Origin of the sequence: Kitasatospora purpeofusca, from assembly GCF_000718025.1 — a bacterium.
GTDB lineage: Bacteria > Actinomycetota > Actinomycetes > Streptomycetales > Streptomycetaceae > Kitasatospora > Kitasatospora purpeofusca.
In genome coordinates this window covers 152829-176136 of record NZ_JODS01000022.1, presented here as the reverse complement: position 1 = coordinate 176136, position 23308 = coordinate 152829, and the positions used below count along the sequence as shown (strand labels likewise).

Genomic DNA, 23308 nt, shown 5'->3' with positions numbered 1-23308 from the left:
TCCCCGAGGTGGCGGCCCCGGGGAACCGGTCGGCCGGGGCCGCGTCTATCTTGAGGGGCCACGGACACGAGAGGGGCGCACATGGGCACGGCCGGTCGGAAGGTGGCCGCCGCGGCGGCGACGGGCGCGCTGCTGGCGGCGTTGGCCGCCTGCGGTTCCGGGAGCTCCACGAGCTCCGAGAACGCGGCGAAGGGCACGGCGGGCGCGTCGGCGAGCCCCGGGACGACGGCCGGCGCGGCCACCGGGGGCACCGGCACGCCCTCGGCGGCGGCCGGCTCCGGGAGCGCCACGCCGTCGGGCGACGCGGCCGGTGGTGCGGCGGCCGGCGGTACCCCGGCGGCCGGGGCGACCGGTCCGGGCGCGGCCACTCCCGGCGCGGCGACGGCGGGCGGTTCGTCCGCCGGTACGGCGGGTACGGCCGGCACCGGTTCCGGCACCGCCGGGGCCGCCACCGGGGGTGCTTCGGCCGGTGGAGCGGGTGGAGCGGGTGGCACCGGCGGGGCCGGACAGCCGGCCACCGGGCCGGACTCGGACACCGCGCTGCTCGACTCCGCCCTGGTCGCCCTGCTGCTGCCCGACCAGAAGGCGATGACCGGCTGGGAGGAGGAGAAGCGACGGGTCGACACCGCCGACCACGCCACCACCTGCACGGCCGCCGCGCCCTGCAAGGGCAAGCCGCTGAGCGGCACCGCGAGGTTCGCCTCCGGCGAGGTGGTGGTGCGCTTCGGCGTCGACACCCTGCCCGGCCGGGCGCAGGCCCAGGACCGGTACAAGGAGGCGTACGGCGCCTACGCCGACGCCACCAAGTACGGCCCGGCCGACATCGGCCTGCTGGGGACGGAGAGCCGCGCGTACCAGGGCCAGCTCGCGGGCCGGGACGGTGTGGCGATCGTGCTGCGCGCCGGCACGGTGGTCGCCACCGTCACCACCGAGGGCGGTCCGGTGGACCCGGCGGGCACCCGGAGGCTGGCCGCGATGCTGGTCGCCCGGATCGAGCAGGCCCAGGCGGGCCGCACCCCGGACGCCGCCCTCGGCTAGCCCGTCCCTTTCAGCAGGCCCCGCGGCCCCCGGACCGACCCCGGTCCGGGGGCCGCGTGCGTGTGCCGATATCACGGCCGCACCACCGCCAGGTGACGGAAAGTCAGCACTCCCCGGGTTCCGGCCAAGTTGAGGGCGGGCGTCCGCTGGCTGAAATCCATGGTCCGAATAGCGGACACCCGAGTGGACATCCCGAACGGGAAGACCGGTCGGCGCGACGCCGCTGGTCGTGCCTGCGGGTGGCCGTTCCGGCCCCTCGCGACCGGATAAGGAGCAGGTGAGGGAAGGCTCAGCGAGCGGTGGTATCCGGCCGATTCGGGCGGGGGCCGGAATCCGGCCAGCCGGTTGCCCTGTAGCGAATCGGTAACCGAGGGTCGTACTGATGAACGAAACGCCTCACCTGCCCAGTACCGGTCCGTCGGCCCGCCGCGACTTCCGCCTCCTGCTCTCGGGGGCCGTCGCGGCGCAGGCGGGCAGTCAGGTCACCCTGGTCGCACTGCCCCTGGTGGCAGTGGTGGAACTCGATGCCACGCCCTTCCAGGTCGGCCTGCTGACCGCCGCCGAGACCGCCGCCTTCCTCCTGGTCGGCCTGCCCGCCGGCGCCTGGCTGGACCGGATGCGCAAGCTGCCCGTCCTGGTCCGCGCCGACGTGCTGCGCTGCCTCGCCGTCGGCTCGATCCCGCTGGCCGCCGCGCTGGACGTGCTCAGCCTGCTCCAGCTCTACCTGGTGGCCCTGGTCACCGGGGTGGCGACGGTCTTCTTCGACGTCGCCCACCAGTCCTTCCTCCCGGTGCTGCTGCCCGGCGACCGCCTGGTGGCGGGCAACGGGGCGATCGAGACGGTCCGCTCCTCGGCCCAGATCGCCGGACCCGGCCTGGGCGGCGGACTGGTCCAACTGCTCGGCGCCCCGCTGGCGATCGTCGCCGACGCGTTCGGCTTCCTCGTCTCGGCGGCCCTGCTCGCCCGGATCCGGGCCGAGGAGCGGCTGCCCGCGCCCGAGCCCGGGCGTTCGCTGCGCGCCGAGGTCGCCGAGGGCCTGCGGTTCGTGCTGGGCCACCCGCTGCTGCGGGTGATCGCCGCCACCACCGCGGCGTCCAACCTGTTCAGCGCGGTGCTGATGGCCGTGCAGACCGTCTTCTGGGTGCGGGTGCTGGACCTCTCGCCGGCCGCGATCGGGGTGCTGCTCTCGGCCTCGGCGGTCGGCGGGCTCGCCGGTGCGCTGTGCGCGGGCCGGCTCGCCGCGCGGATCGGGCAGGCCCGGCTGATCTGGCTCGCCCCGCTGCTCACCGGCCCGTTCGCGCTGCTCTGGCCGCTGGCCGACGGGGGCGCGGGGGCGGTGCTGTTCGCGATCGGCGGGGTGGCGGTGCTGTTCGGCGCGGTGGTCTACAACGTCGCCCAGGTGAGCTTCCGGCAGAGCCTCTGCCCGCCCCGGCTGCTCGGCCGGATGAACGCCACCATGCGGTTCCTGGTCTGGGGCACCCTGCCGCTCGGTGCCCTGCTCGGCGGCGCCGTCGCCGAGCAGGCCGGTCCGCGCGCCGCGCTCTGGCTCTGCGCGGCGGGCTTCCTGGTCGTGCCGGTGCCGCTGCTGTTCTCGCCGCTGCGCGGGATGCGGGACCTGCCGTCCGCGCCGCCGGAGGACGGGGGCGCGGACCCGGCCCCCGCCGCGGACCTGCCGCCCGCAGCGGACGGGGACCCGGCCGCCGACGGTGCCGCCGGGCGCGACGCCGCCGACGCCGGAAGGGCCCGCTGAACGCGCCGCCCGACCGGGCCCGGAACCACGCCGACCCACCGACGTCCCGAACCGAAAGCGGAGACCCTCCCGTGCACTCCAGCATCACGGCCGCCTACCTGACCCGCTACCGGTCCCTCGCCTCCGCCGCCGGGACCGGCCCCGACCCGGCACCGCTGCTCCCGCTCACCGGGGCCCAGCGCCGCTTCCTGATCACCCGCCACCGCGACCGGCTGGCCCGGACGGACATCGTCCCGCTGTTCTTCGCCTTCCCCCGGGGCACCGTCGACCTGGCCCGGCTGCGCCGCGCCGCACTGCGGCTGGCCCGGCAACACCCGGCGCTGCGCGGCGAGTTCACGGTGCTGCGGGGTACGCCGGTGCTGCGGCTCGGCGAGCCCTCGGTCGAGGTGGCCCGGGTGCCGGTGGAGCCGTCCGACCCGGCCGCCGGCGGGGTTGCGGTCGACGGAGCCGGCGTCGCCGCTGCCGGGCTGCCGGACGGCCCGGCCCGGGCGGCACTGCTGCGGGCGCTGCTGGACTGGCCGACCGACGGACCGGCGCTGCGGCTGCTGCTGGCGGCCGGACCGCAGGACGAGGAGGAACTGCTCGCCGTGGCCCTGGACCACGCCGCCTGCGACGAGCAGTCGCTCGGCCTGGTCACCGAGGGGCTCGGCGCCGCCTACGCCGACCCCGACGGCGGCGAGAACGCCCCCGGCGCGGGGCAGGCCGAGGCCGTCGAGACCTACCGGGCGGCGGTGGAAGGCCAGTTGGACGCCGAGGCGCGGGCCGCGAGCGAGGCCGCCCAGCGCCACTGGGCCGCCCGGCTCGGCGCCCTCGCCGACGCCCCGGAGGGGGCCGCCCCGGCCGGGGCGGCCCGGTCGACCGGTATGGCCGTGGACCGGCTGCCCGCCGTCACCGGCGCCGCTCGGAGCGGAGTCTTCCCGGCCCTGCTGGACGCCGTGGCCGCCGCCGCCCACCGGCTCGACGACGGCGACCGGGTGCTCGCGCTCGGCTACCCGTGGGGCGGCCGCCCCGCCGACACCGCGCCCGTGCTCGGCTGCTTCCTGAACACCCTGGTCCACCCCGCGCCGCCCGGCCCGCCCCGCCCGCTCGACGCGCTCGGCGCCGACTGGTGGGACGACCTCGACCACGCGGACACCCCGTACGACGAGGTGGTGCGCGCCGCCCGGTCCGCCGGGGCGAGCTGGTCCGGCGCGCTCGACGGACTGCTCACCTTCGAGGACCTGCACCGCCGGCCGCCCCTGGTGCTCGGCGGGACCGCCGGGCGCGAGGTCCACCTCGCGGGCCGTCCGCTCGCCGCGCCGATCGCGGTCTCCGCCTCGCACGGCGAGGACCTCCTGGTCCGGCTGGCCTGGGACCGCGAGCGCTACTCGGACGCCGCTGCGGAGGCGGCCTTCGCGGTGCTGCTCGCGACCCTGCGCCACCACCTCGGCGCCGGGGCCTGACCCGCCGGGCCGTTCCGGCCCCGGACCGCCGCACCCGCCGACTGCCGCACCCGCCGGTCGGCCGGTCCGGCACGACCACCCCTACCTCCTGACTCACCCCGAACCCGCCCCGACCTCCCGACTCACCGAGATCAACCCCGACCCACCTCGCCGGGCCCGCCACCACCCCCGGCGGGTCCCGGCCCGGGGCAGGCCCCACAGTGGCCGCCCCGAGCTGTCGAACCGAATCAACAACCCGACACAACCTGGGAGTTGCCCATGTTCGCACTCTCCTCCTCGCAGGAGATCGTCTGGCTGCACGAGCAGATGCAGCCCGGCAGTCGCGCCTACAACTTCACTGCCGCCCTCGATCTCTGGGGGCCGCTCGACACCGACGCGCTCCGGGCCGGCCTCACCGCCGTGCTCGCCCACCACCCCGGCCTGCGGCTCGAACTGGTCACCCGCGCCGAAGGGTTGCCGCTCCAGCGGGTCGGCGCCCGGACCGAGCCGCGGCTGCGCACCAGCGACCTGAGCACCGGGGCGGACCCCGAGGCCGCGTTCCGGACTCTGCTGGCCGCCGAGGCCGAGGAGCCGCTGGACACCACCGACGCCCCGCTGCTGCGCTGGCACTTGGTCCGGATCGGCGACGACCACCACCGGCTGATCCACGTCGAGCACCATCTCATCCACGACGGCCACTCGTTCGCGATCCTGCTGCGCGACCTCTTCACCGTCTACCGCGCCCACGTCCTCGGCGAGGCCGGTGCCGTCGCCCTGCCTGCCGCGCCCTCCTACGAGGAGCACGTGCACGCCGCCGAAGCCGTCCGGGACGCCGGCCGGGAGAGCGGACTCGCCTTCTGGAAGCAGGAGTTGGCGGACGCCCCGCTCGACCTCGCGCTGCCGGGCCTGGCCCGTCCCGGGGCCCGCCGCCGCCACCGCGGCGGCCAACTGCGCCAGTCGATCGGCGCCGACCTCGCCGAGCGGCTGCGCGAGCGGGCCAAGGCCGACGGCCACACCCCGTTCTCCACCCTGCTCACCCTCTTCGCCGAACTGCTGCGCCGGCACAGCGGCCACCGGGAGCTGATGGTCGGCACCGCCGTCGGCAACCGGCCGCCCGGTTTCGAGGGCACCGTCGGGATGTTCGTCAACACCGTGCCGCTGCGCCTGCGGCTGGACCCGGCCGCGCCCGGCACCGAGGCGGTCGACGAGGTGACCGACACGCTGTTCCGCGCGCTGCCCCACCAGGACGTGCCGGTGCAGGAGTTGACCCGTGCGCTCGGGCGGCACACCAGCGGTGCGGACAACCCGCTGTTCAGCGTGATGTTCAGCGCGCACGACGCGCCGCTGCCCGATGTGCAGGCCCCCGGCCTGGAGGTCTCGCTCTACGAGGGCTTCAACACCGGCACCACCCGCTTCGACCTCGACCTCGTCCTGCTGCCCGACGACCGCCGGGTGGTCGGCGAGAAGCACGGCGCGGCCGGGATGACCCTGGTCTGGGACTACGATGCCGACCTGTTCGGCGAGAGGATCGCCACCCTGCTGTCCGAGCGGCTGCTCGACCTGCTGCGCGGCTACCTCGACGGCCCGGACGCCCTGCTCGCCGACCTCGCGGTGGCGCCCGCCACGACCGGCGCCACGACCGGCGCCACGACGGACGCGGAAGCCGCCGCCGAGGCGCTGCCCGAGCCGGCCGGCCTCGACCCGGCCGCAGTCCACGACCCCACCGCGCTCGCCCTGCTCGCCGGTTCCGAGCGGCTGAGCTACGGCGACCTCGACCGCCGGGTCGGCGAACTGGTCGAGCGCCTGCGCGCCGCGGGGGTGACCCCCGGGCAGCCGGTCGCCACCGTGCTGCCGCGCGGCGTCGACAGCGTCGTCGCCCTGCTCGCCTGCCTGCGCCTCGGCGCGGTCCACGCCCCGCTCTCCGCCGAGGACCCGCAGGCCAGGCTGGCCCTGCTGCTGGAGCGGCTGGCCCCGGCCCTGGTGCTGGCCACCCGGCAGAGCGCCCTCGCCCTGCCCGCCGACACCACCCCGGCCCTGCTGGACGGCCCGGCCTTCCCCGAGGCCCGCCCGGCCGCCGTGCTCGAAGGCGCCGCCTATGTGATCCACACCTCCGGCTCCACCGGTGTGCCCAAGCCGGTCCTGGTCGGCCGCACCGCGCTGGCCCGGTACCTGACCGCCGTGACCGCCCGCTACGGCCTGGGCCCGGCCGACCGGGTGCTGCTGTTCGCCCGGCCGTCCTTCGACGTGGCGCTGGAGGAGGTGCTGCCCTCGCTGGTGGCCGGCGCCGCCCTGGTGCTGCCGCAGCGCGAGGTCCCGACCGGGCCCGAGCTGGTCGCCGTGCTGGCCGCCCGCGGCGTCACCGTCGCCAACCTGCCGACCAGCTACGCGCTCGCCGTCCGCGAGGACCTGCGCGAGGCACTGGCGGACGGCCGCTGGGCGCCGCGCCTGCTCGTGCTCGGCGGCGAGCGGCTGCCGGCCCGGGCCCTGCGCGGGCTGACCGGGGGCACCGCCGTCACCGTCCTCAACGCCTACGGCGTCACCGAGGCCACCGTCACCTCCACCGTGCACGAGATCACCGAGGCCGACCTGGCCCCGGCCGCCGCCGAGGACCCGGCAGTCGAGGCTGCCGAAGGGACCGACGACACCGCCGAGATCCCGCTCGGCACCGAACTCCCCGGCGTCCGGATGCACGTCCTGGACACCGGCGGCCAGCCGCTGCCGCCCGGCGCCGTCGGCGAACTCGCCGTCGGGGGAGCGGCCCTGGCCGACGGCTACCTCGGCCTGCCGGAGATCACCGGCGCCCGCTTCCCGGCCGTCCCGGCCCTCGGCGGCGAACGCGTCTACCGCACCGGCGACCGCGGCTTCCGCGACCTCGACGGACAGCTGCGCTTCCTCGGCCGCCAGGACAACCAGGTCAAGCTGCGCGGCTTCCGGATCGAGCTGGAGGAGATCGAGGCCGCCGCCTCCGCCGAACTCGGCGGTCGCTCCTGCGCCGTCCTGCTGCACCGGGACGACAGCGCCGGACCGCGCCTGCTCGGCTTCCTCGACGGCGGCCCGCAGCCCGACCAGGCCGCCCTGCACGCGGCCCTGGCCCGGCGGCTGCCCGCCGGTCTCGTCCCGGCGAGCTGGACCGCGCTCGACGCCATGCCGCTGCTGCCCGGCGGCAAGCCGGACCGGACGGCCCTCGCCCGGCTGGCCGCCGAGGCACCCGTGGGCGCCCCGCCCGAGGCGGCCCCGTCGGCCTTCACCGACCCCGCCCAGCTGCTGATCGCCGAGGCCTGGCGGGAGGTGCTCGGCCACGACCGGTTCGCCCCGGACTCGCACTTCTTCGAGGTCGGCGGCCACTCGCTGCTCGCCGCCCGGCTCGCCGCCTGGCTGGAGCCGCGCCTCGGCAACCGGCCCCCGCTGCGCACCCTCTTCCAGCACCCCGTCCTGGCCGACCAGGCCCGCGCCCTCACCGGAGCCCAGCAGTGACCCTCACCGCCCCCGGCCCCGCCGCCGCCCGTCCCGCCGCGGCCGTCCGTCCCGCCACCGGCACCGGCCTGTCCGCGCCCTCCGCCGTCCTGGAGGCCGAGCACCGCGAACTCGTGGCCGCCTTCGAGAGCTTCGTCCGCCGCGAACTCGAACCGCTCGCCGCCGAGTTGGCGGAGTCCGCCGAACAGCCGCCGGCCGACCTGCGGACCTACGTCCGCAAGCGCTCCGCCGCCCTCGGCTTCTACGCCGGCGACTACCCGGAGGAACTCGGCGGCTCCGGCATGCCGTTCACCGCCGTCGTGCTGCTCCACCACGCCGCCGGGCGCAGCGGCTGCCCGCTCGCCCCCTACGCGCTGGCCGGCTCCGACGGGCCCAGCCCGCTGCTGCGGCACGGCACCCCCGAGCAGATCGAGCGCCACCTGGTCCCGCTGGTGCGCGGCGAGCGCACCCGCTGCCTCGCGCTCACCGAACCCCAGGCCGGCTCCGACGCGTTCCGGCTCACCACCACCGCCGTCCGCGACGGCGACGGCTGGCTGCTGAACGGCCGCAAGACCTTCGTCAGCAACGCCGACCGCGCCGACCTCGCGCTCGTGGTCGCCGCCACCGACCTCGGCGACGGCGCCGGTCCGACCGCCGGCGCCACCGCCTTCGTCCTCCCGATGGACCACCCCGGGCTGCGCATCGGCCAGCGCTACGAGGGCATGTCCGGGGAGCCGCTGTTCGAGCTGGTGCTGGACCGGCTGCACGCCCCGGCGGCCGCGGTGATCGGCGGCGAGGACGGCATCGGCGCCGCCACCGGGCTCGCCATGGACAGCCTCTCCCGGGGCCGGCTGGTCGTCGCCGCGATGTGCGACGGCATCGCCGAGTACGCGCTGCGGCTCGGCGTCGAGTACGCCCGCGAGCGGCAGGCCTTCGGGCAGCCGATCGGCGACTACCAGCACATCCAGGACCACCTGGTCCGCACCCGCGCCGAGGTCGAGGCCGCCAAGCTGCTCACCCTCGCCTGCGCCCGGCTGGTCGACGAGGGCACCGAGGCGCCCGAGAACGCCGCGCTCGCCAAGCTGACCTCCTCCGAGACCGCCGTCCGGGCCGTCGACCGCGCGCTCCAGGTGCACGGCGCCACGGGCTGGGTGCGGGGCCACCCGCTGGAGTACCTCTACCGCTACGTCCGGATGACCACCATCATCGAAGGGACCTCCGAGGTCCAGAAGGTGATCGTGGCCCGGGCCATGGGCCTGGGCTGACCCGTACCGACCATCCATCGACGTCCGGAGGACCCCGTCATGACCACCATCCAGGACCGGCCCCTGTCCGGGCTGCTGCCCGGCCTCTCCGTTGCCTACGGCCGCCCGCACCGCGACGGCGCCGTGCTCGACCTCTTCACCAGCTGGGCCCGCCGCACCCCGGACGCGCCCGCGCTGATCGACGGCGGGCTCACCCTGAGCTACGCCGAACTCGACCGCCTCGCCGACGCGATCGCCGGGCAGCTCGCCGGGCGGGTCCGCCCCGGCGACCTGGTCGGCCTCTGCCTCGACCACTCCGCGGCCCTGGTCGCCGCCACCCTGGCCGTCGCCCGGATCGGCGCCGTCCACCTGCCGCTCGGCCCGCGCCCCGGCGAGCGCCGGCTCCGGGCCGTCGCCGAACAGCTGCGCCCCGCCTGCCTGATCGGGGACCCGGCGCTGCTGCCGCCCGCCCACCGGGACGGCCGGCACCACCCGCTCACCGCCCCGGGCGCCACCGGGATCGTGGCCGCCTTCGCCGAGTCCGCCGACGGTGCGGGCGCGGACGGTGCGGGAGCGGACGGCGCGGAGGCCGTCCGCGCCCCCAGGGGCACCCAGTACACCGTGCTCACCTCCGGCTCCACCGGCCTGCCGAAGGCCGTCGCCGTCGGGCAGACCGCGCTCGGCGCCCTGCTCACCTGGTACCGCGAACTGACCGGCCTCGGCCCCGGCGACCGGCACAGCCTGCTCATCGGCGTCTCGTTCGACCCGCACCTGATGGAGCTGTGGGCCGGCCTCACCTCCGGCGCGGCGCTCTGCGTCGCCCCCGAGGCCGTCCGCTGGGACCCGGCCGCGCTCACCGACTGGTGGCGCACCGCCGGCATCACCGTCGGCGTGCTGCCCACCCCGCTCGCCGAGCCCGTGCTCGACCGGCCCTGGCCCGCCGACCTGCCGCTGCGCCACCTCACCGTCGGCGGCGACCGGCTCCGCCGCACCCCCGGCCCGGACGTCACGGCGACCGTCCACAACGCCTACGGCCCGGCCGAGGCGACCGTCACCACCACCGTGCACAGCATGGCGCCGGGTGCCGAGCACGGCGCCGGTGCACCGCCGATCGGCCGGCCCGTCCCCGGCGCGATCGTCCTGGTCACCGACGAGAACGGCCGGCCGCTGCCGCGCGGCGAGGCCGGCGAACTGCGGATCGGCGGCCAGGGCCTGGCCATCGGCTACCTCGACGCGGCGCTGACCGCCGAGCGCTTCGTCTCCGCTCCCGACGACCTCGACGGCACCGACCGGGTCTACCGCACCGGCGACCGGGTGCTGATGCGCGCGGACGGGGTGCTGGAGTTCCTCGGCCGACTGGACGACCAGGTCAAGGTCAGCGGTGTCCGGATCGAACCGGCCGAGGTCGAGGCCGCCCTGGAGCGCGACCCCCGGGTGCGGCGCGCCGCCGTGGTCGCCCGCCCGGCCCCGGTGGGCGGCGCCCAACTGCTGGCCTTCGCCCAGCCCGCGACCGAGGGCGCCCCGGTGGACGGCGCCGAACTGCTGGCGGCGGTGCGGCCCTGGCTGCCCGAGCAGGCGGTGCCGAGCCTGCTGCGGCTGGTCGACGGCTTCCCGCTGGACGCCAACGGCAAGATCGACCGGGCCGCGCTGCTCAAGGCCGAGGAGGCCGAGGCCCAGCAGGACGCCGAGCGCTCCGCCGGGTCCGGGGCCGACGGGGCCGCCACGCCGACCGAGCGGACGCTGCTCCGGATCTGCGCCGGCCTGCTCGGCCGGACCGACCTCGCCCCCTCGGACAACTTCCTGGACGCGGGCGGGACTTCGGTCACCGCCGCGCGGCTGCTGGCCGCCCTGGAGGAGGAGTTCGAGGTCCGGCTGCGGGCCCCGGCGCTGCTGCGCCAGCCCGATCTGCGCGCGGTGGCCCGGCTGGTCGACGAGCGCCGTCCGGGCGCCGCCGCGGGCTGACCGGCCGCCCCTCCCTCCCGCCCACCGTCGCACGGCGCCCCGGCCCACCGCCGGGGCGCCCGGAAGGCTGACCTCCTATGACTCCCTCCCGCTCCACCGCCGGTCCCGCCGCCGCTCCGGCCGCCGACGTTCCGACCGCAGGCGCCGCCACCGTCCCGGCGCTGGTCGCCCGGCAGGCCGCCGAGCGCCCCGAGGCGCTCGCCGTCACCGACGGCACCACCACCCTGACCTACCGCGAACTCGTCGACAACGCCAGGCGGTTGGCCGCCGAGCTGACCGCCCGCGGGGTCGCCCCCGGCAGCGCCGTCGGCGTGCTCTGCGCCCGCGGCAGCCGGATCGCCGTCGCCCACCTCGCCGTCTGGTGGGCCGGCGGCCATGTGCTGCCGCTCGACCCGGCGTACCCGGCCGCGCGCCTCACCGCGATGCTCGACGACGCCGCCGCCCGGCTCACCCTCGGCGACAAGGCGCTGCTGGCCGAACTCCACCTGGCCGAGGACCGCTCGCTGGTGCTCACCGAGACCGGCCCCACCGGGACCGGCGACGACGAGCACGGGCCCGCTCCGGTCGACCCGGACCCGGCCGCCGCCGCCATCGTGTACTTCACCTCCGGCTCCACCGGGCGCCCCAAGGGCGTGCTGGTGCCGCACCACGCCGTCACCGGCCTGGTCACCGCCGCCGACGGGGTCCTGCTGCGGCCCGGCGACCGGATGCTGGTCCGCACCTCCGCCGGCTTCGACCTCTCCACCCTGGAACTCTGGGGCCCGCTGGCCAACGGCGCCGCGCTCGCCGTGCCGACCGCCGAACGCCCCAGCGCCGAGGAACTCGCCCGCGACGTCGAGCGGTTCGGCGTCACCCACGCCGTGCTCGCCACCGCCCTGTTCCACCAGCTCGCCGCGCGCGGCTCACGGATCTTCGGTGTGCTGCGGCACGTCGTCGTCGGCGGCGAGGCGCTCGCGGCCGAGCACGCCGGCGCCGTGCTGCGGACCTACCCGTGGCTCGAACTGGTCAACGGCTACGGCCCGACCGAGGCCACCACCTTCGCCACCCTGCACCGCGTCCGGCCCGCGGACTGCGCGGGCCCGGTGCCGATCGGCCGCCCGTTCGGCGGCACCGGCGCCGCCGTCCTCGACCAGGACCGCCGACCCGTCCCGGACGGCACCCGCGGCGAACTCTGGCTGACCGGACGGCTGGCGCTCGGCTATCTCGACCGGCCCGAGCTGACGGCCGAACGTTTCGTCGAACTCCCCGGCCTGGGACGGGCGTACGGCACCGGAGACCTGGTCTCCCGGCGGCCGGACGGCACCCTCGACTTCCACGGCCGGCTGGACGATCAGGTGAAGGTGCGCGGCTACCGGATCGAGCCCGGCGAGGTCGAGCACGCGCTGCGCGGCCTGCCCGAGGTCGCCGAGGCGGCCGTGGTGGTGCGCCGCGCGGGGCGCGAGGACGCCGCGCTCACCGCCTTCGTGGTCGCCGCCGAGGGCGTCCGCCCGGCGCCCGAGTCGCTGCGCCGGCAGCTCGCCGAGCGCCTCCCGGCCCATCTGGTGCCGACCGCCTGGACGGTGCTGGACGCCCTGCCGCTCACCGGCAGTGGCAAGGTCGACCGCCGGGCGCTGGCCGCCGAGGAGGAGCCGGTCGGGTCCGCCGGGTCCGCCGTCCAGCCCGCCTCCGAGTCCGCCGCCCTCGGCCCGATCGAGCAGGTCGTCGCGGCCGCCTGGTCGCGCGCCCTGGAGACCGAAGTGACCACCCCCGACGCGGAGTTCTTCGCCCTGGGCGGCCATTCGCTGCTCGCCATGTGGGTGGTCGACGACCTCCGCGAGGACCTGGGCGTCGAGCTGCCGCTCGGCGACTTCCTGAACCGGCCCACGGTGGCCGGCCAGGCCGCCCTGATCGAACGCGCCCTGCTCGCGGCCGATTCCGCCGGGTCCGCCGGTTCCGCCGATTCCGCCGGGTCCATCAACGCGACCGGGGCGGCCGACCTCGTGACCGCCGGCGCCCACCCCCAGGAGTCCACCCGATGACCGCCCCGATCGACCAGGCCGAACTGCTCCGCCGGGCCCGCGGTCGCAGCAGGACGCCCGCGCCCGGCACCCCGGCCGCCGGCCCGGTCCCGCGCGCCACCGGCCCCGGTCCGGCTCCGCTCTCCCACGCCCAGCAGCGGATGTGGCTGATGGACCGCCTCGGCCAGGGCGGCCCCCGCTACCACGTCCCGCTCGCCACCCGGCTGCGCGGCCCGCTGGACCGGGACGCCCTCGCCGCCGCCCTGACCGGCCTCACCGACCGCCACCACATCCTGCGCACCCGCTACGGCCACCAGGACGACCGGCCGCACCAGGAGCCCGCACCGCCCGCCCCGGTCCCGCTCCCGGTCCGGGACGCCACCCCCGAGGAGGCCGCCGCCCTGCTGCACGCCGAGGCGGCCCGCCCGTTCGACCTCGCCGCAGGGCCCGCCCTGCGCGCGCTGCTCCTGCGGCACGCCCCGGAGGACCACACCCTGCTGATGACGGTCCATCACATCGCGATCGACGGCGGCTCGCTGCCCGTCCTCGCGGAGGAACTCGGCGCCCTGTACGCGGCCGCCGCCGAAGGCCGCCCGGCCGGCCTGCCCGAACCCGAGCTCCAGTACGCCGACTACGCCCGCTGGGAACGCGTCCGCGACGACCGGCTCGCCGACGCGGCCGCCGCCCGGGCCGCCCGGCTCACCGGCGCCGGCCCGCTGCCGCTGCTGCGCCCCGTCCCGCCCGGCACCCCCGAGCGCCGCGCCGTCCTGCACAGCGCCCCGCTCACCGCCGACACCATGGAAGGACTGCGCCGGCTCGGCGCCCGGCACGGGGCGACCGCGTTCACCGTCGTCCTGACCGCCGCCTTCGCGGCCCTGCGCGCCGCCACCGGCGGCTCCGACCTGGTGCTCGGCTGCGCCGGAGGCCACCGCGCCCGGCCCGAACTGCGGCGGCTGATCGGCCTCCAGGTCAACACCCTGCCGGTCCGCGCCCGACTGCCCGAGCCCGACGGCGACCCGCTGTTCACCGAGCTGCTGGCCGTCGTCCGCACCGCCCTGCTGGACGCCCAGGAGCACCACGAGGTGCCCTTCGACCTGGTCGTCGAACGCCTCGGCGCCGCCGCCCGGGGCGCCGACGGCACCCCGCTGCTCGCCGTGAGCTGCGATCTGGTCCACCCGGCCGAGCCGCTGGCGCTGCCGGGCCTCGCCGCCGAGGCGGTGGAGGTCGACCTCGGGCTCGCCAAGTTCGGCCTGACGCTGCTGGTCGAGGACGGCCCGAGGCCGCGCTGCCTGCTCCAGCACGACCCGGCCGTCCTGGACGGGGCCACCGCGGGCCGGCTGCACACCGTCTTCGCCGAACTGCTGACGGCCGTGGCCGCCGACGCCGACCGCCCGCTGTCCCGCCTCCCCGGCGAGCGCCTCCTCGACGAGCCGGTAGGGGAGCGGCCGGTCGGTGAGCAGCAGGCCGGCGACCACCACCCCGCCGTCGCCGCCCTGCTCGCCGACCCCCGGGTCACCGACGCCGCCCTGCACCTCGCCGAGCACGGCCCCGCCCTCGCCTACGCGACCGTCAGCGGCCCGGTCGCCCCCAGCGGCGCCGAGCTGCGCGCCGCCCTCCGGCGCCGGCTCGCGGATCCCGCCGCGCTCCCGCACGCCGTCACCCTGCTGGACCGCATCCCGCGCCGCTCCGACGGCGCCCTCGACCCGGCCCGGCTCCCCGGCGCGCCCACCGCGCACCTGGACACCGTGCGCGACGTGTTCGCCGAACTGCTCGGCGCCCGGCCGCCGGCCGAGGGCGACTTCTTCGGCCTGGGCGGCCACTCACTGGTGGCCGTGCAACTGGCGGAGCGGCTCCGCGCGCGGCTCGGCCTGCCGCTGACCGGCCTGGACGTGCTGGAGCGGCGGACCCCGCGCGCCCTGGCCGCCCTGCTGGCCGAGCGCGCCGCCGAACGCGGCAGCGGCGCCCGCCGCACCGCCGCCGGCACCGGGACCGCCCCCGCCGCCCGGGCCGGGACGGTGCTGCTCACCGGCGCCAGCGGCGGCGTCGGCGCCGCCCTGCTCCAGGAACTCCTCGCCCAGGGCCGCCCCGTGCGGGCCCTGGTCCGCCCCGAGTCGGCCCATCTGGTGGCCGGTGCCGGGGTGGAGGTCGCCGAGGGCGACCTCGCCGACCCGGACAGCCTGCGCCGGGCCGTCGAGGGCGCGGAGACGGTGATCCACGCCGCCTGCACCTTCACCGAGCACGCCGTCGACCTCGCCGCCATGCGGATCCTGGTCGAGGGCTGGCGCGGCACCGGCGGTTTCGTCTTCGTCAGCAGCATCGACGCCTACGGCCGGCCGGAGCCCGGGGAGGTCGCCGAGGGCGGCCCCTCGGCCGGACCGCTCACCCCGTACGGGCAGGCGAAGCTCGACTGCGAGCGGATCCTGCTGGACGCCGCCGCGACGGCGCCCGGCCCGGTCTCGGTGGTCCGCTCGCCGATCGTCTGGGGCCCGCACCGGCGGCTGCGCGACCAGCTCCGCTGGGGCGCCACCGGCGCGCTCTACCAGGCCGCACTGGCCGGCCGCCCGATCCTGCTGCCGGAGCCCTCGGCCGGGTGGGCCGGGGCGAGCTGGGTGCACTCCGCCGCGCTGGCCCGGGCGGTGACGGCGAGCCTCGGCGACGCGCCCGGCCGGATCGTCAACGCCGTCACCGGCCACGTCTCCTGGGCCGAGTTCACCGCCGAACTGGTCCGGCTGCTCGGCTCGTCGAGCACCGTCGCGCACGGCCCGGACGCCGAGGCGGAGCTGCTGCGCCCCTGGTCCTACCGGGCCGACGCGCTCGCCGGGCCGCTGGCCCCGGAGCCCGGCGAGGACTGGCGCACCGTGCTCGCCGCGATGACGGCACAGCCCGCCGGGACGCACTGACGGCACAGCCGGCCCGGACGCACCGGCGCTCCGGCGGCGGCGCACGAGCCGCCCGCACGAGCCGCCCGCACCACCCGCCCGCACGAGCGGACACCCCGGGGCCCGAGGCCCGCGGGGTGTCCGCTCGTCGTGTCACGTCATGTCGCGTCGTGTCACCGGTGCACGCTCAGCCGCGGCGCTCCCAGCGGTAGAACTCGCGCGCCATCGCGTCCTTCGGCCCCCGCCAGGTGGCCGGGTCGTACGCCTGGACGTAGGCGGTCAGCGTGTCGCTGAGGGAGCGGAACTCGGGGTGGCCGACCACCTGGGCGACGGCCGGTCCGGGCGGCCGGTCCGCCTCGATGAGGTGCAGGTACACATCGCCGAACTGGAACAGGCTGCGCCCGGTGACGCCGATCAGGTGGGGGAGTTCACCCCGGTTGTCGGAGTCGGCGAAGGCCTCGGCGATCCCGGTGGCCGCGTCGGGCTTCATCCGGGCGACGATCAGCGCGCGGTGGATCCCGGTGGTCCGGTTCTCGGTCGTGGGGGAGGTCATGGCTCAGAGCTCCGCGGCCTTCTTCTCGACCTTCTCGCGGATCAGCTGCATCTGGATCCGGGAGTTGCGGTTGATGTGGTTGACCATGCCGTCGTCGTCGACGGGCGCGGTGGGCTTCATCGCGAAGTCCTGCACCCAGCGCATCCGGGTGCCGGACGGCACCTCCGAGTACTCCCAGTGGATCTCCATGAACTCGAACGGGCCGGGTTCGACCCGCCGGGCCCGCACCGCGAGCTCGGCGCGGTCGGTGGTCCGCTCGGAGACCCAGCTCCAGACCTTGCCGTCGTCGTCCGGGTGCATGGTCAGCCGGAAGGTGACCCGGTCGCCGTCGCGCTCCAGCACCTCGACGGAGGCGTACTCGCTGAACAGCTGCGGCCAGTTCTCCAGGTCGTTGGTGATCTCCCAGACGAGGTCGAGCGGGGCCGCGATGACGATCTCGTTGTCCGTGTGTCCGGGCATCTCAGGCACCCGCCTTCGCGGTCACGGCGGAGTTCACCAGGGCCAGGAACTCGGCCGGGGTCTTGGCCGACTCCGCGCCGTTGGTGACCTTCACTCCGTGCCGGTTCTCCAGCTCGCCGACCACGCCGAGCAGGCCGAGGGAGTCCACGCCGAACTCGTCGAAATCGGCTCCGGGCCGCTCCAGTTCGACCGGGTCGATCTCGACGCCGGCCCGGGCCCGGATGAGTTCCGCGAGTTCTGGATAGTTGAGGGTGTTGCTCACGGGGGTGTCCCTTCGTAGCGAGCTAGTGGTTGAGCGGTGGAGCGTGGGGCGGGCCGTGGGCGGGCGGACCGGCGGCGGGGTCAGTCCGGTTCGCCGCGCCGCAGCACCAGCGCCGAGTTGGAGCCCATCAGCCCGCGGCTGAGCACCAGGGCGGTGCGCAGTTCGGCCGGGCGGGCGCGGCCGGTCACCAGGGCCAGGTCGTGGGCGACCTCGGTGACGTTGGGGGTGGGCGGCAGGACGCCGTCCTCCATGGCGAGCACGGCGGCGACCGTGTCCAGCGGCGGTGCGCCGCAGTAGGCCCGCCCGGTACCGGACTTGGGGGCGGTGACCGGGACCCGCTCGGCGTAGGGGCCGAGCGCGTCCGCCAGCGCGAGTGCCTCGGCGCGGTCCGCGGCCGGGATGCCGAGGGCGTCGGCGAAGACCACGTCCACCTCCTCCGGCGAGATCCTGGCCCGGTCGAGGGCGATCCGGATCGCCGCCGCCAGGCCCTCGCGGGACTCCGCCCAGCGGGAGGCGCCGGTGAAGGTGGCGCCGTGCCCGGCGACGTACGCCCGGACCGCGGCCCCGCGCCGGCGGGCGGTGGCCTCGTCCTCCAGCAGCAGCATCGCGCCGCCCTCGGCGGGGGCGAAACCGGCCGCGTCGGGGGAGAACGGCAGGTAGGCCCGGTCGGGCCGGTCCACCAGGCTCAGTTCGGGGTAGCCGAGCTGGCAGACCATCGAGTACGGCGCGAGCGGGGCCTCGGCGGCGCCGACCACCACCGCGTCGGTGCCGTGCACGACGGACCGGGCGGCGTGCGCGATCGCGTCCAGTCCGCCGGCCTCGTCGCTGGCCACCACCCCGCACGGGCCCTTGTAGCCGCCGCGGATCGACACCTGGCCGGTGCTGGCCGCGTAGAACCAGGCGATGGACTGGTAGGGGCCGACGAACTGCGGTCCCTTGCCCCACAGTTGCTGGAGCTCGCCCTGGCCGAACTCGCCGCCGCCGGAGCCTGCCGCGGTCACCACTCCGACCGCGTAGGGGTGTTCGGGATCGGCGACGAATCCGGCGTCCGCCACCGCCTGGTCGGCGGCGGCCATCGCGTAGTGCGTGAACCGGTCGGTCTGCACCAGGTAGCGGCTGTCGATGACGGCCTGCGGGTCGAAGTCCCGCACCTGGCCCGCGACACGGAGCGGGAGGTCCGCACAGCCCTCGCGCGATATCCGGTCGAGGACGCTCACGCCCTGCCTGGTGGCCTTCCAGAAGGCATCGGCCCCGACGCCGTTCGGTGCCACCACACCCAGGCCGGTGATCACCGCCCGGCGTTCCTGTTGACGTGACGTCATGGATCTCACCCCGTTCTCGTGAGCACGACGGCGGACTGGAATCCGCCGAAGCCGCTGCCGACCGAGAGGATGTGGCGCAGCGGGGTCTCCCGGGCGGTGCGCGGCACGTAGTCCAGGTCGCACTCCGGGTCGGGTGTCTCGTAGTTGGCGGTCGGGGGCACCACGCCGCGGTCCAGCGCGAGGGTGCAGGCGACCACCTCGATCGCGCCGATCGCGCCGAGCGAGTGCCCGACCATCGACTTGATCGAGCTCATCGGCGTCCGGTAGGCGTGCTCGCCGAGCGAGCGCTTCACGGCCGCCGTCTCGTGCCGGTCGTTCTGCTTGGTGCCCGAGCCGTGCGCGTTGACGTAGTCGACGTCGGTGCGGTCGACCCGGGCGTGGGCGAGTGCCTGGTCGATCGCCCGGGACATCTCCAGCCCCTCCTGGGTGAGGCCGGTCATGTGGTAGGCGTTGCCGAAGGTGGCGAAGCCCCCGATCTCGCCGTAGATCCGGGCGCCGCGCCGCCGGGCGTGCTCCAGCTCCTCCAGCACCAGGACGGCGCCGCCCTCGCCGAGCACGAAGCCGTCCCGGTGGGCGTCGAACGGCCGGGAGGCGTGTGCCGGGTCGTCGTTGCGTTCGCTGGTGGCCTTGATGGCGTCGAAGCAGGCGACGGTGATCGGCGAGATCGGCGAGTCCGAGGCCCCGGTGATGCAGATGTCGGCCCGGCCGTCCTCGACCGTCTGGAAGGCGTAGCCGATGGCGTCGAGGCCGGAGGTGCACCCGGTGGAGACGGTCTGCACCGGTCCGTGGGCGCCGGTCCGCTCGGCGACGGCGGAGGCGAGCGTGCTGGGCGCGAAGGCCCGGTGCAGCTGCGGTTCGGCCAGCCGGTGGTCGACGTCCCAGCGGGCGCCGCCGGCGCTGACCAGGGCGTAGTCGTGCTCCAGCCGGGTGGTGCCGCCGACGGCGGTGCCGAGCGAGACGCCGATCCGCCACGGGTCCTCGGCGGCCAGGTCGAGTCCGGCGTCGCTGATTGCCTCGTCCGCCGCCACCATCGCGAACTGGACGTAGCGGTCGGCCCGTTGGACTTCGTCCGGGCCGAGCCCGTGGGCCGCCGGGTCGAAGTCGCACTCGGCGGCGATCCGGGAGCGGAACCCGGCGGGGTCGAAGAGCGTGATGCCGCGGGTCGCCGTCCGCCCGGCGGTGAGGAGGTCCCAGAACGCCGGGACCCCGACCCCACCGGGCGCGACCACGCCGATTCCGGTGACGGCGACCCGTCGGCGGTTCACGAAGCCACCTTGGCGTGTTCCGGCGGCCCGGCGTTGACCGCCGTCCCGGTCTCCTCGGTGTCCACGTGGCCGAGTTCGGGGCGCGGCGCCAGCGGGCCGAGGTGGAAGACCATCTTGGCCACGGTGTCGCCGACGTTGCGGAACCGGTGGCGCATGTTGATCGGGATCATCAGCCCCTGCTCGGGCTTGAGGATCCGGGTCTCGTCGTCCAGGTCCACCTCCAGGTCGCCGGTGACGACGAAGACGAACTCCTCGGAGTACGGGTGGTAGTGCTCGCCGATCCGCTCGCCGGGCTGCACGATGGCCAGCCCCATGAACCCGCTGGTGGCGCCGCAGGTGGCCGGGGTGAGCATGGCGCGCAGGTCGCCGCCGCGCCGGCGGTTCTCCGGGGCCTCGGAGACGTTCACGATCCGTGGGTACTGCGTGGACATGGTTTCTTCCTTCTTGCCGGGTGTTCCACCGGGTGGGCCGCCGGGTGCTGCCGGGCGTGCCGCCGGTGCTGCCGTGTTCTGCCGAGTGCTACCTGGTTCTGCCGGGGTTCCGGCCGGCGCCGCCGCGGTCGGCGACGCCCGGGCCGGGTCGGACCGACTGGGTGTCAGGCGTCCTGCGAGGTGCGGTCGGTGACCGGGTTCATGGCGCGCGCGGCGAGGAAGGCGCGCAGTCCGGCGTCGGTCCGCAGGTCGACCTCGGGGCCGAGGTCGAGCAGCCGGCCCAGGACGGCGGCCTCGCGCTCGCCGGCGATGCCGAGTGCCGCCGCCGGGTCCGCCTCCGGCGGCACCCGCAGGTCCACCAGCCGGACCACCACGTCGTCCCGGTGGAACACGGTGCTGGTCGCGACCGGTCCGGTCGGGTCGACGGTGGCCAGCTCGTCGTACTCGGCGAGGAGGTCGGTGACCGCCTGGCCGTTGCCGGGCTTCACCGGGTACAGCACGGCGTGCCGGTGCGGCCGTCCGGCGGCCGGGGTGCCGGCCACGGCCTGGTTCTCGGCGGGCAGCGCGGCCCGGGCGAAGAAGGCGCGCGCGGCCTGCGGGTCGCCCAGCTGGCGGGCCTCCTCCAGGTGCGGGTTGATCGCCTCCTCGACGGCCCGGACCTCGGGCTGCATGGCGACGTGCCGCAGCGCGTCGCCGAGGCTGCCGATCACCTCGACCGCGCGGACGACGCGGTTGCCGTGCATGAACAGCGAGGTGCGGCGCAGCCGGGTGGTCGAGTCGACCTCGGCCCGGGGGGAGGCGTAGCCGGACAGGATCCGGGCCACCTCGGGCTCGCTGCCGGGCTTCACGGTGAAGGTGAGCGCGTGCCGCACCACGCCGTCCGGGCCGGGGTCGGCCTTGGGCGGGCCGGCCTGTCCGGCCGGGGCGGTGCGCGGCAGGCCCTCCGGCACGTCGGCCGGGGCCCGGGTGCCGGTGGCGCCGGCGGCGGAGGTCTCGCGCAGGATCGTGTAGCGCATCGAGCGGAAGGTGTCGCTGACGCAGCCGTGCATCGGCTTGACCATCTCGCGGTGGGCCGGGCTGTCCACCCACTGCAGGAAGGTCTCCTGGTCCTCCCACTCACTGGTGATGAGCCACTGCCGGGGGTCGTTGATGGACTGGCAGAGCTGGTCGCTGACGTGGCCGGGCACGGTGGCGACCTGGTGGCGGAGCTGCTCGTAGACGTCCATGAAGCGCTGCTGGGCGCCGTCCTGGATCTCCAGCATCAGCACTACTCGCAGCCGGGTGTCGGAGGCGGAGTGCTGCCGCGCGGGCGGTTCGGACAGAGTCGTCATGATCCACTTTCTGCTTCTGGGCCGCACGCGTCGGGGGCCGCGTGCGGCGGCTCCGGTGCCGGAGGGGCTGGGCGGCCTCCGGCGGGGAGGGGTGCTGGGGTGGCGTCGGCCACCAGGTCTGAGGTCGATCGTGCGCGGTGCTCCCGGGTGGCGCGAGCCATGCGGGCCATCCGAGCGATGAAGCGCCAGAACGGCCCCGGCGCGGGGGACGGTAGGACCGGGCCGCCGTGTCCGCGGGCCCCTCCGAGGGTCGCGCCGAGCCCCGCATTCGGCCCCGAACTCCCGTACAGGCTGGAGCAATTGATGAATCCGAAGGTGGACGACCGGGTACCGGTCCTGATCGTCGGCGGCTCGTTGGTCGGGCTGTCGGCCGCACTCTTCCTGGGCCGACTGGGTGTCAGGCACCTGCTGGTCGAGAAGCACGCCGACACCTCGCGTCACCCGCGTGGCCGAGGCAACAACGTCCGGACGATGGAGCTGTACCGGGTGGCCGGCATCGAGGCGGCGATCCGCGAGGCGGCGTCCGTGCTGGCCCCGAACCACGGCATCCTGCAGGCCCCCTCGCTGACCGGCGAGGAGCAGGAGTGGCTGTTCCGCGAGATCGACCCCGGCGGGCGGCTGGCCCGCTTCAGCCCCAGCTCCTGGTGCCTGTGCAGCCAGAACGACCTGGAGCCGGTGCTGCGCCACGCCGCCCGGGACCTGGGCGCGGACATCCGCTTCGGCACCGAGCTGCTCTCCTTCGAGCAGGACGACGAGGGGGTGACGGCGCTGCTGCGCAGCCGGGAGACCGGGGAGGAGCGGACCGTCCGGGCGCAGTACCTGGTCGCGGCGGACGGCCCGCGCAGCCCGGCCCGCACCGCGCTGGGCATCGGCCAGACCGGCAAGGGCGAGCTGTTCCACAACGTCAGCATCACCTTCCGGGCGAAGCGCCTGGCCGAGGCGGTCGGCGACCGCCACTTCATCGCCTGCTACCTGACGAACCCCGAGGCGGACGGCGCCCTCCTGCCGGTCGACAACCGGGAGGAGTGGGTGTTCCACGCGCCGTGGCACCCGGAGCACGGCGAGCCGCTGGAGGCGTTCACCGACGAGCGCTGCGCCCGGCACATCCGGGCCGCCGTCGGGATGCCGGAGCTCGACGTCGAGGTGACCGGCAGGGCGCCGTGGCACGCGGCCGAGCGGGTGGCCGAGGGCTACTCCTCCGGGCGGGTGTTCCTGGCCGGGGACTCCGCCCACGAGATGTCCCCGACCGGGGCGTTCGGCTCGAACACCGGTATCCAGGACGCGCACAACCTGGCCTGGAAGCTCGCCGCGGTGCTCTGCGGCTGGGCCGGCCCGGGGCTGCTGGACACCTACGGGCAGGAGCGCCGCCCGGTGGCGCGGGTGACCAGTGAGCGGGCCTCGGCCCGGTCCGCCGAGCACAGCCACCCGGGCTACGCGGTGGTGCCGGGTGTCGGCCGGCAGGCCGGGGTGCTGGCGGTGGCGCTCGGCTACCGCTACCCGCAGGGCGCGGTGACCGGCACCGACCCGCAGGGCGCGGTGGTCCCGGAGGCCTTCGAGTCGGCGGGCGAGCCGGGCAGCCGGGCGCCGCACCAGTGGCTGCTGCGGGCCGGGGTCCGGCTCTCCACCCTCGATCTGTACGAGCAGACCATGGTGCTGCTGACCGGTTCGGCGGGCACCGCCTGGCAGGAGGGCGCCCGCCGGGCGGCGGACCGGCTGGCCGTCCCGCTGGAGGCGTTCCGGATCGGCCCGGACGGCGAGGACGACCTGGCCCCCGAGCCGGGCGAGGACTTCGCCGCCCTGCACGGCATCGGCCCCGACGGCGCCCTGCTCGTCCGCCCGGACGGCTTCGTGGCCTGGCGCGCCCAGGGCCCGGTGGAGGACCCGGCCGGGGAGGTCGAGCGGGCCCTGCGGGAGGTGCTCTCGCTGTAGTCGGACCGGGAC

At 76.4% G+C, this 23308-nt stretch carries 16 protein-coding genes; 9 read left to right on the top strand and 7 right to left on the bottom strand.

Translation table 11 applies throughout. The features are described from left to right. Window positions 1-81: 81 nt before the first annotated feature. From IF01_RS44335 to IF01_RS0127795, 8 genes are all read left to right on the top strand, one after another. Window positions 82-1038 (top strand): hypothetical protein, encoded by a 957-nt coding sequence (locus IF01_RS44335; RefSeq protein ID WP_030396304.1) that lies wholly within the window; start codon window positions 82-84, stop codon window positions 1036-1038. A gap of 382 nt (window positions 1039-1420) precedes the next feature. Next, window positions 1421-2788 carry an MFS transporter gene (locus IF01_RS0127825; RefSeq protein ID WP_030396303.1) on the top strand — a complete coding sequence of 456 codons (1368 nt, stop codon included), beginning with the start codon at window positions 1421-1423 and terminating at the stop codon, window positions 2786-2788. Between the two features lie 71 nt (window positions 2789-2859). Continuing rightward, window positions 2860-4230, top strand: a complete 1371-nt coding sequence (locus IF01_RS0127820; protein WP_030396302.1) for a hypothetical protein — start codon at window positions 2860-2862, stop codon at window positions 4228-4230. Window positions 4231-4488: 258 nt separating this feature from the next. Next, window positions 4489-7683: a non-ribosomal peptide synthetase gene (locus IF01_RS0127815; RefSeq protein WP_030396301.1), complete on the top strand. Its 3195-nt coding sequence runs from the start codon at window positions 4489-4491 to the stop codon at window positions 7681-7683. After that, window positions 7680-8927, top strand: a complete 1248-nt coding sequence (locus tag IF01_RS0127810; RefSeq protein WP_244215647.1) for an acyl-CoA dehydrogenase family protein — start codon at window positions 7680-7682, stop codon at window positions 8925-8927. The genes IF01_RS0127815 and IF01_RS0127810 overlap by 4 nt, the downstream gene beginning before the upstream one ends. A gap of 39 nt (window positions 8928-8966) precedes the next feature. Then, complete coding sequence (locus IF01_RS0127805) at window positions 8967-10868, top strand: non-ribosomal peptide synthetase (protein ID WP_030396299.1); 1902 nt, start codon at window positions 8967-8969, stop codon at window positions 10866-10868. 77 nt (window positions 10869-10945) lie between these two features. Beyond that, on the top strand, window positions 10946-12886 hold the full coding sequence (locus tag IF01_RS0127800; RefSeq protein ID WP_063764311.1) for a non-ribosomal peptide synthetase: 1941 nt from the start codon (window positions 10946-10948) through the stop codon (window positions 12884-12886). Then, a complete protein-coding gene (locus IF01_RS0127795; protein WP_030396297.1) occupies window positions 12883-15765 on the top strand; it encodes a condensation domain-containing protein in 2883 nt (960 codons plus the stop codon). The genes IF01_RS0127800 and IF01_RS0127795 overlap by 4 nt, the downstream gene beginning before the upstream one ends. Before the next feature lie 166 nt (window positions 15766-15931). On the opposite strand, the gene IF01_RS0127785 is transcribed toward IF01_RS0127795, so the two are convergent. The 7 genes from IF01_RS0127785 to IF01_RS0127755 all read right to left on the bottom strand — a co-directional run bounded on the left by IF01_RS0127785 (window position 15932) and on the right by IF01_RS0127755 (window position 21367). Next, the gene (locus IF01_RS0127785; RefSeq protein WP_030396296.1) at window positions 15932-16261 is read right to left on the bottom strand and encodes a TcmI family type II polyketide cyclase; all 330 of its coding nucleotides are present in this window, start codon (window positions 16259-16261) and stop codon (window positions 15932-15934) included. 39 nt (window positions 16262-16300) lie between these two features. Further along, window positions 16301-16756, bottom strand: coding sequence for an SRPBCC family protein (locus tag IF01_RS0127780; protein ID WP_030396295.1), 456 nt, complete (start codon window positions 16754-16756; stop codon window positions 16301-16303). Window position 16757: 1 nt separating this feature from the next. Beyond that, a complete protein-coding gene (locus tag IF01_RS0127775) occupies window positions 16758-17018 on the bottom strand; it encodes an acyl carrier protein (RefSeq protein ID WP_030396294.1) in 261 nt (86 codons plus the stop codon). 80 nt (window positions 17019-17098) lie between these two features. After that, window positions 17099-18340, bottom strand: coding sequence for a beta-ketoacyl synthase N-terminal-like domain-containing protein (locus IF01_RS0127770; RefSeq protein WP_030396293.1), 1242 nt, complete (start codon window positions 18338-18340; stop codon window positions 17099-17101). 5 nt (window positions 18341-18345) lie between these two features. After that, window positions 18346-19605, bottom strand: coding sequence for a beta-ketoacyl-[acyl-carrier-protein] synthase family protein (locus tag IF01_RS0127765; RefSeq protein WP_030396292.1), 1260 nt, complete (start codon window positions 19603-19605; stop codon window positions 18346-18348). Next, window positions 19602-20036, bottom strand: a complete 435-nt coding sequence (locus IF01_RS0127760; RefSeq protein WP_030396291.1) for a cupin domain-containing protein — start codon at window positions 20034-20036, stop codon at window positions 19602-19604. Before IF01_RS0127760 ends, IF01_RS0127765 begins: the two co-directional genes overlap by 4 nt. 164 nt (window positions 20037-20200) lie before the next feature. Then, window positions 20201-21367, bottom strand: coding sequence for a SchA/CurD-like domain-containing protein (locus tag IF01_RS0127755; protein ID WP_030396290.1), 1167 nt, complete (start codon window positions 21365-21367; stop codon window positions 20201-20203). Window positions 21368-21670: 303 nt separating this feature from the next. Between IF01_RS0127755 and IF01_RS0127750 the strand changes: the two genes are divergently transcribed. Then, a complete protein-coding gene (locus tag IF01_RS0127750; RefSeq protein ID WP_030396289.1) occupies window positions 21671-23296 on the top strand; it encodes an FAD-dependent oxidoreductase in 1626 nt (541 codons plus the stop codon). Window positions 23297-23308: the final 12 nt, after the last annotated feature.

Bases quoted from the DNA above. Each gene is read 5' to 3' on its own strand.
- IF01_RS0127805 (WP_030396299.1), top strand. From the start codon at position 8,967: ATGACCACCATCCAGGACCGGCCCCTGTCCGGGCTGCTGCCCGGCCTC.
- IF01_RS0127755 (WP_030396290.1), bottom strand. From the start codon at position 21,367: ATGACGACTCTGTCCGAACCGCCCGCGCGGCAGCACTCCGCCTCCGAC.
- IF01_RS0127770 (WP_030396293.1), bottom strand. From the start codon at position 18,340: ATGACGTCACGTCAACAGGAACGCCGGGCGGTGATCACCGGCCTGGGT.
- IF01_RS0127760 (WP_030396291.1), bottom strand. From the start codon at position 20,036: ATGTCCACGCAGTACCCACGGATCGTGAACGTCTCCGAGGCCCCGGAG.
- IF01_RS0127800 (WP_063764311.1), top strand. From the start codon at position 10,946: ATGACTCCCTCCCGCTCCACCGCCGGTCCCGCCGCCGCTCCGGCCGCC.
- IF01_RS0127825 (WP_030396303.1), top strand. From the start codon at position 1,421: ATGAACGAAACGCCTCACCTGCCCAGTACCGGTCCGTCGGCCCGCCGC.
- IF01_RS0127815 (WP_030396301.1), top strand. From the start codon at position 4,489: ATGTTCGCACTCTCCTCCTCGCAGGAGATCGTCTGGCTGCACGAGCAG.
- IF01_RS0127795 (WP_030396297.1), top strand. From the start codon at position 12,883: ATGACCGCCCCGATCGACCAGGCCGAACTGCTCCGCCGGGCCCGCGGT.
- IF01_RS0127780 (WP_030396295.1), bottom strand. From the start codon at position 16,756: ATGCCCGGACACACGGACAACGAGATCGTCATCGCGGCCCCGCTCGAC.
- IF01_RS0127750 (WP_030396289.1), top strand. From the start codon at position 21,671: ATGAATCCGAAGGTGGACGACCGGGTACCGGTCCTGATCGTCGGCGGC.
- IF01_RS44335 (WP_030396304.1), top strand. From the start codon at position 82: ATGGGCACGGCCGGTCGGAAGGTGGCCGCCGCGGCGGCGACGGGCGCG.